The sequence below is a fragment of the Roseibium porphyridii genome (genome assembly GCF_026191725.2).
GTDB classification, from domain to species: domain Bacteria; phylum Pseudomonadota; class Alphaproteobacteria; order Rhizobiales; family Stappiaceae; genus Roseibium; species Roseibium porphyridii.
Map to the genome: position 1 here is coordinate 1,008,334 of NZ_CP120863.1, position 13,188 is coordinate 1,021,521.

Annotated in this window: 12 protein-coding genes; 9 read left to right on the forward strand and 3 right to left on the reverse strand. The window is 55.6% G+C overall.

What is annotated here, in order from left to right; all coding sequences use genetic code 11:
• Positions 1-5 precede the first annotated feature (5 nt).
• The 8 genes from K1718_RS04785 (at position 6) to K1718_RS04820 (ending at position 8,667) form a co-directional block, all read left to right on the forward strand.
• On the forward strand, positions 6-959 hold the full coding sequence (locus K1718_RS04785; RefSeq protein WP_265682723.1) for a branched-chain amino acid ABC transporter permease: 954 nt from the start codon (positions 6-8) through the stop codon (positions 957-959).
• A 20-nt stretch (positions 960-979) separates the two neighbouring features.
• Positions 980-2,056 (forward strand): branched-chain amino acid ABC transporter permease, encoded by a 1,077-nt coding sequence (locus tag K1718_RS04790; RefSeq protein ID WP_265682725.1) that lies wholly within the window; start codon positions 980-982, stop codon positions 2,054-2,056.
• A gap of 107 nt (positions 2,057-2,163) precedes the next feature.
• A complete protein-coding gene (locus K1718_RS04795; RefSeq protein ID WP_152499845.1) occupies positions 2,164-3,495 on the forward strand; it encodes an ABC transporter substrate-binding protein in 1,332 nt (443 codons plus the stop codon).
• Positions 3,496-3,553: 58 nt separating this feature from the next.
• Positions 3,554-4,408 (forward strand): ABC transporter ATP-binding protein, encoded by an 855-nt coding sequence (locus K1718_RS04800; RefSeq protein WP_152499846.1) that lies wholly within the window; start codon positions 3,554-3,556, stop codon positions 4,406-4,408.
• Positions 4,409-4,438: 30 nt separating this feature from the next.
• Complete coding sequence (locus K1718_RS04805; RefSeq protein ID WP_265682729.1) at positions 4,439-5,677, forward strand: phenylacetate--CoA ligase family protein; 1,239 nt, start codon at positions 4,439-4,441, stop codon at positions 5,675-5,677.
• Positions 5,678-5,826: 149 nt separating this feature from the next.
• Complete coding sequence (hemH, locus tag K1718_RS04810; RefSeq protein ID WP_265682731.1) at positions 5,827-6,906, forward strand: ferrochelatase; 1,080 nt, start codon at positions 5,827-5,829, stop codon at positions 6,904-6,906.
• Positions 6,907-7,234: 328 nt separating this feature from the next.
• Complete coding sequence (locus K1718_RS04815) at positions 7,235-8,215, forward strand: SPFH domain-containing protein (protein ID WP_265684666.1); 981 nt, start codon at positions 7,235-7,237, stop codon at positions 8,213-8,215.
• The gene (locus K1718_RS04820) at positions 8,212-8,667 is read left to right on the forward strand and encodes an NfeD family protein (RefSeq protein ID WP_152499850.1); all 456 of its coding nucleotides are present in this window, start codon (positions 8,212-8,214) and stop codon (positions 8,665-8,667) included. Before K1718_RS04815 ends, K1718_RS04820 begins: the two co-directional genes overlap by 4 nt.
• Positions 8,668-8,711: 44 nt before the next feature.
• On the opposite strand, the gene K1718_RS04825 is transcribed toward K1718_RS04820, so the two are convergent.
• The 3 genes from K1718_RS04825 to K1718_RS04835 all read right to left on the reverse strand — a co-directional run bounded on the left by K1718_RS04825 (position 8,712) and on the right by K1718_RS04835 (position 11,522).
• Positions 8,712-9,569 (reverse strand): flagellar motor protein MotB, encoded by an 858-nt coding sequence (locus tag K1718_RS04825; protein WP_152499851.1) that lies wholly within the window; start codon positions 9,567-9,569, stop codon positions 8,712-8,714.
• Positions 9,570-9,584: 15 nt separating this feature from the next.
• The gene (locus K1718_RS04830; protein ID WP_152499852.1) at positions 9,585-10,352 is read right to left on the reverse strand and encodes a motility protein A; all 768 of its coding nucleotides are present in this window, start codon (positions 10,350-10,352) and stop codon (positions 9,585-9,587) included.
• A gap of 156 nt (positions 10,353-10,508) precedes the next feature.
• The gene (locus K1718_RS04835) at positions 10,509-11,522 is read right to left on the reverse strand and encodes a KpsF/GutQ family sugar-phosphate isomerase (RefSeq protein ID WP_152499853.1); all 1,014 of its coding nucleotides are present in this window, start codon (positions 11,520-11,522) and stop codon (positions 10,509-10,511) included.
• Between the two features lie 196 nt (positions 11,523-11,718).
• On the opposite strand from K1718_RS04835, the gene K1718_RS04840 reads away from it, so the two are divergent.
• Positions 11,719-13,185, forward strand: coding sequence for an outer membrane beta-barrel protein (locus K1718_RS04840; RefSeq protein WP_265682736.1), 1,467 nt, complete (start codon positions 11,719-11,721; stop codon positions 13,183-13,185).
• The last annotated feature ends 3 nt before the right edge of the window (positions 13,186-13,188 follow it).

Here is a 13,188-nt window from a genome sequence, read left to right on the forward strand (position 1 = left end):
GGACCATGCTTTACGACATCTTCATCGACCCCTTCGTCCAAATGTACGAGATGCCGGATTTCTTCCTGCAGGTTCTTTGGGAAGGTTTCGTCGCCGGGATTCTTTATGCGCTGATTGCACTCGGCTTTGTGCTGATTTTCAAGGCGTCGGGTGTCTTCAACTTTGCCCAAGGCATTATGGTCGTTTTCGCAGGTCTTACACTGGTTGGACTGCACGAAAACGGGGTTCCCGCCTATGTTGCCCTGCTCTTGACCATCGGCGTGATGGGCATACTGGCCTATGGCGTTGAACGCGTTGTGATGCGACCACTGGTGAACCAGCCTGACATCATCCTTTTGATGGCGACCATCGGTTTGACATACTTCCTGATCGGATTTGGCGAATTTGTTTTCGGTGGTGAGCCGAAGCAGATGATTACCGAGGAGCTCGGTCTGCCAACAGGGTCGACGGCGTTTGAATTCGGCGAGCGCGGGCTTGTCATTCTGCAGCATATCGATATTGCCGCGGCCGTCATTGCTGTCATCATGGTGGCCGCGCTTGGGGTCTTCTTCAACAAGACACGGATTGGCCGCGCGCTGCGCGCGGTTGCCGATGATCACCAGGCAGCTCTGTCGGTCGGCATTTCACTCAATCAGATCTGGGCGATTGTCTGGTTCGCTGCAGGTCTGGTCGCGCTGGCAACGGGCATCATGTGGGGCGCGCGCTCCGATGTGTCCTTCGCGCTTGAAATCGTTGCATTCAAGGCCCTTCCGGTTCTCATCCTGGGCGGCTTTACCTCCATTCCGGGCGCTATTGTCGGCGGTCTCATCATCGGTTTCGGCGAAAAGATTGGCGAGCTCTATTGGGGAGGCCTTGTCGGTGGCGGCATTGAATCCTGGCTCGCCTATATCATCGCACTGATCTTCCTGCTGTTCCGGCCTCAAGGCCTGTTCGGTGAACGCATCATCGAGCGGATTTAAGACAAAGAGGCTCCTGAACAATGTTTTATCGTGAAGCTGGCCAGTTCAAGACAAGCTACAAGGCGGATCAGGCTCTCATGCCGATCCTTCAGGACCGGATCGGTCTGAGCGTCATCCTTGTCGTTGCCTTTGTGATCATTCCGGCATTTGCCAACGACTTTTTCCTGACGTCCATCATGATCCCGTTCCTGGTGTTCTCACTGGCGGCGATCGGGCTCAACATCCTGACCGGTTACTGCGGACAGCTGTCTCTGGGTACCGGCGCATTTATGGGTGTTGGCGCATATGCGGCCTACAAATTGACCACGATCTTCCCTGACGCCAATGTCATCTTGATGGTTCTGCTATCGGGTGTCTTTTCGGCAGCTATCGGCGCAATCTTCGGTTTGCCGAGCCTGAGGATCAAGGGCCTTTATCTGGCTGTGACAACCCTGGCGGCCCAGTTCTTTCTGGAATGGTGTTTCATCCGGATCGGCTGGCTTTACAACTACAACGCCTCCGGTGCGATTGAAGTCCCGCACCGCGAAGTGTTCGGCATTGTTGCCTCCGGTGCGGAAGCAACACCGATTGTTCGCTACTTCATCGTGCTATGCATCACCGCGGGAATTGCATTTCTGATGGCCAACGTGCTGCGGGGCCGTATCGGGCGGTCCTGGATGATGATCCGCGATATGGACATCGCCGCCGAACTCATGGGTATCCGGCCGCTACAGACCAAGCTGATGGCTTTTGCAGTGTCATCCTACATCTGCGGCGTTGCCGGTGCGATGATGGTGTTCTTCTGGCTGAATGCCGCGGAGCCGTCCTCCTATTCGATCTCGCTGTCCTTCCAGGTCCTGTTCATGGTGATCCTGGGTGGGTTGGGCAGCCTCAGCGGTGCGTTCATGGGGGCTGCCTTTATCTGGATCCTGCCTGTGTTCCTGAAATTCATTCCAGGGACACTTGGTATCCAAATCGCTGCTGAAACGGTTGAACATGTCACGTTCATGATCGTCGGGGCATTGATCATCTTCTTCCTGATTGTCGAGCCGCATGGTTTTGCCAGGCTCTGGCAAATCGCGAAGCAAAAGCTAAGGGTCTGGCCGTTCCCTTACTAGGGAATGCCAGCCTTTTCGCCCGCCATCCGGATTTGGACCGATCCGGGGAGGAATGGCGCAACTGGTCTGGCGGTGTCGGGTGGTCCGGCTCCGCATGGGAGGTGAATATGAAAACTATCATGCAACTTGCGCTTGGAACCGCTGTTGCTCTTGGGGTCGGGCTTTCCGGCGCCATGACAACGGTGGCCCAGGCAGAAGACAGCAACTATGTGCCGCTGCTGACTTACCGGACCGGTCCGTTTGCAGCTTCCGGCATTCACATCGCGAACGGCATGCATGACTATCTGAAGATGCTGAACGAGCGCGACGGTGGTATCGGCGGTGTCAAGCTGGAGCTGGAAGAATGTGAGACCGGCTACAACGCCCAGAAAGGTGTTGAATGCTACGAAGCGACCAAAGGCAAGGGAGCGCTGGTCTATAACCCTTATTCCACCGGTATTACGCTGCAGCTGATCCCGAAGGCGGGCGTCGACAAGATCCCGGTCCTGTCCATGGGCTACGGTCTTTCCGCTGCTGCCGATGGCTCGGTTTTCCCATGGGTGTTCAATGTTCCTGATACATACTGGGACGGCGCTTCCGTCGTCATCAAATATATCGGTGAACAGGAAGGCGGCCTTGAGAACCTGAAGGGCAAGAAAATCGGCTACATCTTCCTGGATGCCGGTTATGGCCGTGAGCCGATCCCGCTTCTGGAGCAGCTTGCCGAAAAATATGGCTTTGAACTGCTGCAATATCCGGTCGGCGTGAAAGAAATGCAGAACCAGTCCTCGCAATGGCTGAATGTGCGCCGTGACCGTCCGGACTACATGGTTATGTGGGGTTGGGGAGCAATGAACCCGACCGCCATCAAGGAAGCGGTCAAGATCCGGTTCCCGATGAACAAGTTCATCGGTGTGTGGTGGTCCGCAGGTGACGACGATGCAGCGGCTGGCGGCGATGGCGCAAAGGGCTACAAGGCGATGAATTTCTCCGGTGTCGGCAGCGATTTCCCTGCGCTTGATGACATCAAGAAACATGTCGTTGACGCTGGCCTCAGCTCCACCGACGCGGAAACCATTGGCGGTACGCTTTACAACCGCGGTGTTCTGAACTCCGTGATCATTGCGGAAGGCATTCGGACCGCACAGGAATTGACCGGTAAGAAAGTCATCACCGGCGAAGACATGCGTATGGGTCTTGAAGCCCTCAATCTGGATGAAGCTCGTCTGGAAGAGTTGGGCCTGAAAGGCTTCGCGCATCCGATGAAGGTCACATGTGAGGACCATGCCGGCAGCCATCCTGTGTTTATCCAGGAGTGGGACGGCAAGGCTTGGCGCCAGGCATCCGGCTGGATTGAGCCGATGACCGATCTGGTTCGTCCGATGCTGGAAAAGGCCGCGGCTGAATATGCCGAAAAGAATGCGCCTTGGCCGGCACGCACTGAACCCTGCCCGAACTGATCGGCAGTCTGCCCCGCCGCGCTCAATCGTGCGGCGGGGCCTTACAGGAGAAGACGGAATGGCATTGCTGGATGCAGAACAGCCTGGTGGGGAAGCAGCCGTTGAGACGGCCGAAACGATCCTGTCGGTCAACAATATCGAAGTTATCTACGACCACGTGATCCTCGTGCTCAAGGGCGTTTCGCTGACAGTTCCGCAAGGCGGTATCGTCGCTTTGCTCGGAGCCAACGGCGCCGGCAAGACGACAACCTTGAAGGCTGTCTCCAATCTTCTTGGCGCTGAACGCGGCGAAGTCACCAAGGGCAAGATCCTGTTTGACGGGTCTGAAGTTCAGGCGCTCTCGCCGAATGATCTGGTCCGGCGCGGTTGTATCCAGGTGATGGAAGGCCGCCACTGTTTCGGGCACCTCTCCATAGAAGAGAATTTGCTGACGGGTGCCTACACTCGAAAAGACGGTCACGGTGCCATCAAGGCAGACCTTGACATGGTATATACGTATTTTCCGCGCCTGCGCGAGCGGCGCAACAGTCAGGCGGGCTACACCTCCGGTGGTGAACAGCAGATGTGTGCCATCGGCCGGGCGCTTATGAGCCGACCGAAGATGATCTTGCTCGATGAGCCCAGCATGGGACTGGCGCCGCAACTCGTTGAAGAGATTTTCGAGATTGTCCGGCAGCTCAATCAGAATGAAGGCGTTTCTTTCCTCCTGGCGGAGCAGAACACCAACGTTGCGCTGAAATACGCAACATATGGCTACATCCTCGAATCCGGACGGATCGTGCTTGATGGCGATGCCAAGGCTCTGCGCGAGAATGAGGACGTGAAGGAATTCTATCTGGGCGTTGGTGGCGAAGGCCGCCGCTCGTTCCGAAATGTCAAGCACTACAAGCGAAGGAAGCGCTGGCTGGCCTGACCAAGCAGGCCGAAACAGGCGGAGACGACCATGAGCGACACACAGTTTGACACGCGCGAGCGGCAAGACCCTGCTCAGCGCGAACAGGACCTTTTTGCCAAACTGCCGGATCTTCTTAAGAACGCGGTAGCCAACGCGCCCGGTTGGGCGGCCCATCTTCAAGGCCAGGATATTGCCCAAATCGGTGACAGGCGTGCATTGGCAGGTTTGCCTGTCCTGCGAAAATCCGACCTCATGGAAAAGCAAAAGGCCAATCCGCCCTTTGGTGGCTTTCTGGCCGGAACGCTTGAAGGCGCTGCCAGAGTTTTCATGTCGCCAGGCCCGATCTGGGAGCCGCAGGCACCGGGTCTTGACGCCTGGAACGGCGCGCGCAGCCTGTTTGCTGCCGGATTTCGGAAAGGAGACGTCGTACTGAATGCGTTTTCCTATCACCTGACACCCGGTGGCTTCATTTTGGATCAAGGCGCAATTGCCCTTGGTTGCACGGTTTTTCCTGCCGGCGTGGGCAATACCGACACGCAGGTCGAAGCAATAGAAGTGCTCAAACCAGCCGGTTTCGTTGGAACACCTGACTATCTGAAGGTCCTCCTGGACCGCGGCCGGGAACAGGGCAGGGATGTCTCCTCCATCAAGAAAGCCCTTGTTTCCGGCGGCGCTCTGTTTCCGTCACTCAGGCAGGAATACGAAGACCAGGGGATCTGGGTCGGGCAATGCTATGCGACTGCCGACCTCGGCGTGATTGCCTATGAAACAGAAAGCCAAGACGGCATGGTGGTCAATGAGGACTATATCGTTGAGATCGTTCGTCCAGGGACGGGCGAGCCGGTCGCCGAAGGTGAGGTGGGTGAGTTGGTTGTGACCAATTTCAACACTCTCTATCCGTTGATCCGTTTTGCAACAGGTGATCTTTCCAAAATCGTGCCTGGTCGGTCAGGTTGCGGGCGCACCAATATGCGGCTTGCGGGCTGGATGGGACGCGCGGATCAGCGCACCAAAATCAAGGGGATGTTTGTCGACCCGGCGCAGATTGCGCAAATTGTGGCGGCCCATCCGGAAGTGCAAAAGGCGCGTCTTGCCGTTGTGCGGCAAGGTGAAGCAGACGCGATGACATTGTCTGTTGAAACGGAGGCTGTCGAGAACGGATTGTCTGAACGTGTGGCCGCAACCTTACGCGATGTCACGCGCCTGAAGGGGGAAATTCATCTCGTCCCACCAGGAGGATTGCCAAACGATGGCAAGGTCATCGCTGATGAGCGGGAGTATGGTTGACACCAGCCTCGGCTGGGCTGAAGGAACCCATGCCATCAGGTGATCCGGTGCTTTCCTCACTCGTATGACATATGCCGCATTGGCCTTATCGCGTGCGTGGCTTATGTAAGGCTGTAGAGTGACCGAGAGATTGAGGAAAACCCCCGCCGATGACTGTGCAACCGTCCGCTCCCTTGACTGCTGAAAGCGAGGCAGATTTCAAGACCGTCAAATTGCCGGAAGACCACCCTTCGGTAAAGAGCGGCAAGGTCGGCATTTTGCTTGTCAATTTGGGGACGCCGGATGCAACCGACTACTGGTCGATGCGCCGATATTTGCGCGAATTCCTGACGGACAAACGCGTGATCGAGTGGCCCAAGGCGGTCTGGTATCCGATCCTTTTCGGGATAGTGCTCATGACCCGACCTGGAAAGTCGGGCAAAGCATATGATGAAATCTGGAACCACGACAAGGACGAGTCTCCGCTTCGCACAATCACGCGAAGCCAGTCCGACAAACTTTCAGACATCCTTGGCGATGACAACGGGCGGATCCACGTTGACTGGGCAATGCGTTACGGTCAGCCGTCGATACCGGACCGGCTCAAGGCTCTGAAAGACGCTGGGTGCGACCGAATTCTGGTTTTCCCGCTTTACCCGCAATATTCGGCAACCACGACTGCGACGGTCAATGATGTGGTCTGCAAGTCTCTTCTAAAAATGCGCTGGCAGCCAGCTATCCGCACCGTTCCGCCCTATCACGACGATCCCGTATATGTGAAGGCACTTGCAAAATCGGTTGAGAACCACCTTGAGAGCCTGGATTTCGAGCCGGATGTCGTTCTGACATCATATCACGGCATTCCGCAGTCCTACTTCAAGCGCGGGGACCCCTATCACTGTCATTGTATGAAGTCGACGCGCCTGATGCGTGAGGTCCTTGGCTGGGATGATCAAAAACTGCGCGTGACCTTCCAGTCACGGTTCGGGCCTGAGGAATGGCTCCAGCCTTATACCGACAAGACCGTCGAAAAACTTGCCAAGGACGGCGTGAAGAACGTCGCCGTCATGAACCCGGGTTTTGTATCGGATTGTCTGGAAACACTCGAAGAGATTGCCGGCGAAGCCGGAGAGATCTTTGAGGAAAGCGGAGGAGAGAACTTCACTCATATTCCGTGTCTGAATGACAGCGAACTCGGCATGGACGTGATTGCTCATATTGTCCGCCGCGAACTGGGTGGCTGGATCTGAAGGCCAATTGCCACAGAACGGCTCTGAGATCCGGCCATAAATCCGCAAAGTTACGACGCATCCCCCAAGAATGAGCGCGCGTTTTTAGGTTTGTGCCAACACAAGCCATCAAAAAGTGCGCGCAATGCGTTGGAGCCTTCGGCGTTAAACTCTTTGAAGTTGGGGTAGTTCGCGATTAACTGCGTTTGGCGACAGCATTGACAAAATTGCATATTACCGGTTGCAACACCCGTTTGCTCGGGTCACAAGGGGAAGACGCTGGAACAGGGCGGTGAAACAACGCATAGTGGCCGCAGACTTCAATTATTTCCGGGAGATATTCATGCCAATCGCGGGATTTGACATTTTTCTGATCGGCCTCGTGCTGCTGGTCATTCTGGTTTTCTTCGCAGGCGTGAAAACCGTGCCGCAGGGCTATAACTATACGATCGAACGTTTTGGGAAGTATCGTAAGACCCTGACACCCGGCCTGAATTTCATTGTGCCCTTTGTCGACAAGATCGGTCACAAGCTGAACATGATGGAGCAGGTTCTGGATGTTCCCACCCAGGAAGTGATTACGCGTGACAATGCTACGGTCAGCGCAGACGGGGTGACGTTTTATCAAGTGTTGGATGCCGCACGGGCCGCCTATGAAGTGCTTGGCCTGCAGAACGCGATCCTGAACCTGACAATGACCAACATCAGGTCGGTCATGGGATCGATGGATCTCGACAGCCTCCTGTCAAACCGCGATGAAATCAACGCCAAGATCCTTCGGGTCGTGGATGCTGCGGCGGAGCCCTGGGGGGTCAAGATCACGCGTATCGAGATCAAGGACATCAATCCACCGCGCGACCTTGTTGATGCGATGGCCAGGCAAATGAAGGCTGAGCGAGACAAACGCGCCGCCATTCTGGAAGCTGAAGGCAAGCGTCAGTCGGAGGTTCTCAAAGCCGAAGGTGAAAAGCAGTCGCTGATCCTGGAAGCCGAAGGCCGCAGGGAATCCGCGTTTCGTGATGCAGAGGCGCGCGAACGCGAGGCAGAAGCAGAAGCCAACGCGACACGTATGGTAAGTGAGGCGATCGCGGCGGGCGATGTTCAGGCCATCAACTACTTCGTGGCCAATAAATATGTCGAAGCGTTCCAGGCTCTCGCTACATCCAGAAATCAGAAAACTCTGATCTTGCCAATGGAATCGACATCGCTACTGGGTGCATTGACCGGTATTGGCGAAATCGCGAAGGAAGCGTTCGGTGACAGCAAGGGTGGAACAAGAAACGCGTCCGGCATACCGAATACGGGCCCGAACGAGGGGGATGACCGGTGAGTCTGGTCGAAAGCACAATTGCGGCGCTCGGGCCATGGAGCTGGTTCGTTCTTGGCCTGTTTCTACTCGGGTTGGAAATCCTGGCGCCCGGTACGATTTTCCTTTGGTTCGGACTGTCGGCGCTGGTCGTTGGGGTCGTATCGCTCCTTTTTGATTTTGCCTGGCAGGTCGATGTCGGACTGTTTCTGGTGCTGTCGTTGGCCAGCCTGTTGATCGGCAGACGCTTGATGAGAAACCTGGCTTCAGAAAAGGGAGACCCGGGTCTCAACCAACGCGGCAGCCGGTATATCGGCAGAGAATTCACACTGGCTGCGCCACTGAATGAAGGCGCCGGCAAATTATCCATCGACGACACGATCTGGCGGATTACGGGTCCCGATTTGCCGGCAGGAACAAAAGTGCGCGTTGATTCGATCGACGGCGCTCGCCTGGTTGTTTCACCAGCTGAGTGAACTTGTGCTTCCCGGTCAGTTTGCCGAGGCTTGTTTTCAAAGACTCAGGGCTTGTGGCCTGGCGGTATTGGTGGCTCTTCTGCCTTGAGAAGGATGCCGATGCGCCTGTTGGCGGCAAGATATGGGTCGTTTGGAAAGAGCGGTTCGGTATCCGATTTACCGACGACTGCATAGAACTGATCGCCGGGAACACCATATTCCGCCAGGATCTGACGCGCGATATTGGCTCTTTCGCTGGATAGGTCCCAACCGGTGTAACTCGGGTTGGAAGGGATTTGGCCAGCGGTCGTGTGGCCTGTAATTTCCACGCGGTTCGGCATCTTTGCCAGGACAGGCGCCATTTTTGCGATCAGACGCCGTGTTGTTTCATAGGGGTACTTGGACCCTTCGCGGAACATTGACCGGCCGTCCTGGTCGACCAGCATGATGTTGAGCCCGTCTTCGGTTTCCTCAAGAATGATGTTGTTGGAGATCTCCGTAATTTCGGGCATCTCCTGCCAGGCTTGGCGCAAAGAGGCAGCCGCGGTCGCGAACTGGCGCGGTTTTTCGATTTCCGCTTCCAACGTGTCGTGCGTGTTCGCTTCCGGTCCCTGTTTGCGACGCTTTTCGTGACGCTCCGTGGCGAAGTCGGAGTCTACTTCCTGTTCGACCTGACTGATGTCCTTCATGTAATCGCGGATCGGGATGCCCTCGACCTCGATAATCCCGGTCTTGCGAGCTGAATCCTTGACGCCAAAGGCTTCACGCATCGAACCGGCGACGACTTGCAGTTTTTCCTTGTCCTGAATGGAAAAGGAAATGATCAAAACGAAGAAACAAACAAGCAGCGACATCAAGTCAGCGAATGTGACCAGCCAATCTGGAGCGCCGCCACCGCCTTGTGCCTTTTTCTTCTTAGCCATGGTTTCCTGTCCGCGTTAGGCGGCTTCCGCAAGCTCGGTTCGCATCTTTTCAGGCAGATATGCCACCAACATCTCTTTGATAAGCGCTGGACTCTTTGATTCTCTGATTTGGCAAACGCCGTCGATGATCAGAGTCTGACTGAGGTCGTCGACATCGAACTTTGCGTCCAACTTGTCCACCAAAGGCAGACAGATGATATTGGAAACGAGCGCACCGTAGAGCGTTGTCAGAAGCGCAACAGCCATGGATGGACCAATGGCTGCAGGGTCATCCATGTTGGCCAGCATCTGCACCAGACCGACAAGCGTCCCGATCATTCCGAAGGCCGGTGCCGAATCACCAAGTGCCTTGAAAACGCGTTTTCCTTCCGACAGGCGAGAGAGTTGAAGGTCGCGTTCGCGCTCCATCGCCTCCTTGATGAATTCCAGTTCATAACCGTCGGCGACATATTGTACGCCTTTTGCCAGTACAGGATCGGAAACATCGACGTTTTCAAGTCCCAGAGGACCGGACTTGCGTACGATTTCGCCAAGGTTCGTAATTTCGGAGATAAGATCTCGCGGACTCGCGTTTTTTCCCGCAAGAGCAACCTTGAAGCCGGTTACGAAGGCGGCAAGGATATCCGATAGCTGAAATCGAATCAGAGTGGCGGCAAGGCCGCCACCAAGCACGATCAGGATCGACGGGATGTCGATGAATTGACCGAAGCTACCGCCCAGGAAAACGGCGGTGATCACGACGCCGAATGCACCGATTATGCCGATTAATGTCGCCAGATCCATTCTGTACACACACCAGTGTTTGTGGCGTTCAAGCCATTGAAACTTCGGGTCAGTGTAAGTGGGTTATGGCTAATCAAATCCTAATGAACGGCAGAATGCGCGCCGGGACATTCAGTTTTTCCCGTACGTGACGCAATTGTGAAGGCTATTCGGGTGTCAGGCCGCGCCGATACGCAGCAGGTCGTGCAAGTGCACAATACCAACCGGACGACCATCCTCGACAACGAATACGGACGTGATCGAGAGTGAGTTCACAAGTTCCAGGATAGACGCGGACAAGGTATCCGGCGTAACGGTTTTCGGTGCCGGTGTCATGATTTCACCGGCCGTTTTTTCCAGCAGGTTGGAAGCAACATGCCGGCGCAAGTCACCATCGGTAATGATCCCGACCAGCTGGCGCAGCTCATCCGTGACACCCAGAACGCCGAAGCCTCTCTGAGTCATCAGCACGATCCCCTCGCTCATCAAGGTTGAGGCCGGTGTCAGCGGCATCCGATCTTCCGAATGCATAATGTCTTTCGCGGATTTCAAACTTGCACCGAGGCGCCCACCTGGATGGAAGACCCGAAAATCCTGCGCCGTGAACCCGCGGCCTTCAAGCAATGCAACTGCCAGGGCATCGCCGATGGCCAGTTGAATAAGCGCCGATGTCGTTGGTGCGAGGCCATGAGGACATGCTTCGGTCACGCTTGGCAACTTCATAACGAGGTCCGCTGCGCGACCCAGCGTGCTGTCCTGGCGCGATGTGATGGCGACAAGAGGAACTTTAAATCGGCGGGTGTAACTGACGATACCGGCAAGTTCCTGGGTCTCACCAGACCACGACAAAGCCAGTACAACGTCCTGATCGGTAATCATGCCAAGGTCGCCATGGCTGGCTTCGCTTGCATGCACAAAAAAGGAAGGTGTTCCGGTCGACGCCAGACTGGCGGCGATTTTCGTGCCGATGTGACCACTTTTGCCGATCCCGGTAACGATGACGCGCCCTGGGCTCTTTCGGATCAGGTCGAAAGTCTGCTGGAAACTGGCGGAAAGACCGTTTTTCAATGCGGCTCTAACCGCGCTCAAGCCTGCGATTTCTGTTTCCAATGTGCGTTCTGCGGAAACAAGACAATGAGACGCAATGTCATTTGTCTCTTCTGAAACGGCATCGAGCAACGGCTTGGTCATTGAATGCAACTTTTCTTTTTCTTGAATGGTGTAGCTCTAGGCCAGTCTCTTCAGAGGATCAAGAACCTGTGATCTTTTAAATGCATTAGTATTTGAATCTTTGTTCAAACTATCAAAATGCGAAAAAGAAACGAAGCATTAACCAACCTTCGTCAGTTTGAACGAGATCCCGACGTCGACTGGTTCTACAAGCTATATGCGCCGCATTCTGCCCCTTTTTGTCTGTTTCGCCGCGTTGCAGGTGGCACCTGCTGCTGCGCAGACTGCTGTGACGGATTTGCGCGGCAGCGGTGACCCGGCAGACGCTCTGGATGCGGAAGACACAGCGGATCAGGCAGCAAACTCTCAATCCAACCCGACACAAGCCAACGTTTTCGCGCTTCGCCGCACCCTTAATGCAGCTGCCGCTGAAACCGGATCGACCGGTCTTGGTACCAATGGCCGGGTGACGCCAATCCGCCCGTTTTCTGATCGGATTGCGGCTGTCGGGAGGGCTGTACCGGTTTCCGGTCCTGGACTCGACACGAGCGTATTTGGCGGCGACACGACCTTTGATGCGGCGGACGGGATACGCCTTGGTTCGTTCACATTGGTACCGCAAGTGACGTTCATGACCGGTTATTCGGACAACACCGCCCAGTCGGCGGACGGAACCGCCGGCGGGCTTTACCGGATTTCACCGGATATCTCGCTTACCTCGGGATGGTCACGGCACCAGTTCGACGCTTCTTTGCGCGGAACCTATACAGGTTACCCTGAAAACTCCGACGACAATGACGCCTCGATATTTGCAGCCGCGAACCTGAGGCTGGATGTCAGCGAGGCGACACAGGTCACGACGGGCCTGGCTTATACGTTCACCCGCGAAGAAGATGGCAGCGCAGAATCAGCCAGCGGAACGGATAATGTTCACCAGCTATCCGGAAGCCTCAGCGCAACGCGAAGTGTCGGTCTTCTGGCCGCAACCGCTGCGCTTGGCGCGGACCGCAGCATCTATACTGCTGACGAAGGTGGCACTACGAACAGTGACCGCGACAATACACTTTATTCGGCAAGCCTGAGGCTCGACGCCAATACAGGCAGTGTCATTGCGCCCTTTGTGGAAGGGTCGTTGTTGCTGCGCCGGTTTGAAGAGGCCTGTAACGACAGTCTTTGCGAAAACCGCGATGCAAACGGGTATGAGTTGAGAGGTGGTGTCACAATTGCTTCGGGCCCCAAAATGAATGGGGAAGTTGGCGTTGGCTGGCGGATTGAAGACATTGACGATGATCGGTTGGACAGTTTGTCCGGTCTCGTTATCGATGGTTCACTGGTCTGGTCTCCAAGCCGGCTCACATCCGTAACTGCAGGGCTTGGAACAAGCTTTGAGGCGACCGATATTGACGGCGCCAGCGGGTCGATTATCTATTCTGGCGATATTCGGCTTGCCCATGCATTCAGCGACCGCCTGGTCGGAGAAACAGGGGTAGGGTACAGCTATCGAACCTATGAGGGTATATCGATCGAGGAAAGTACTTTGACCGGCTTTGGCGGTGTCACATTTGCATTGACGCAAAATGTGGCGATTACGGCCGACTACTCACATCGCCGGTTTGACAGCTCCGAAAGCGGTAGCGATTACTCGGAAAATGCGATTGAAGCCGGTCTTCGTTTCCGGCATTAACTA

Coding starts and splice junctions, on each gene's coding strand:
- K1718_RS04785 (WP_265682723.1), top strand. CDS start 6: ATGCTTTACGACATCTTCATCGACCCCTTCGTCCAAATGTACGAGATG.
- K1718_RS04790 (WP_265682725.1), top strand. CDS start 980: ATGTTTTATCGTGAAGCTGGCCAGTTCAAGACAAGCTACAAGGCGGAT.
- K1718_RS04795 (WP_152499845.1), top strand. CDS start 2,164: ATGAAAACTATCATGCAACTTGCGCTTGGAACCGCTGTTGCTCTTGGG.
- K1718_RS04800 (WP_152499846.1), top strand. CDS start 3,554: ATGGCATTGCTGGATGCAGAACAGCCTGGTGGGGAAGCAGCCGTTGAG.
- K1718_RS04805 (WP_265682729.1), top strand. CDS start 4,439: ATGAGCGACACACAGTTTGACACGCGCGAGCGGCAAGACCCTGCTCAG.
- hemH (WP_265682731.1), top strand. CDS start 5,827: ATGACTGTGCAACCGTCCGCTCCCTTGACTGCTGAAAGCGAGGCAGAT.
- K1718_RS04825 (WP_152499851.1), bottom strand. CDS start 9,569: ATGGCTAAGAAGAAAAAGGCACAAGGCGGTGGCGGCGCTCCAGATTGG.
- K1718_RS04830 (WP_152499852.1), bottom strand. CDS start 10,352: ATGGATCTGGCGACATTAATCGGCATAATCGGTGCATTCGGCGTCGTG.
- K1718_RS04835 (WP_152499853.1), bottom strand. CDS start 11,522: ATGACCAAGCCGTTGCTCGATGCCGTTTCAGAAGAGACAAATGACATT.
- K1718_RS04840 (WP_265682736.1), top strand. CDS start 11,719: ATGCGCCGCATTCTGCCCCTTTTTGTCTGTTTCGCCGCGTTGCAGGTG.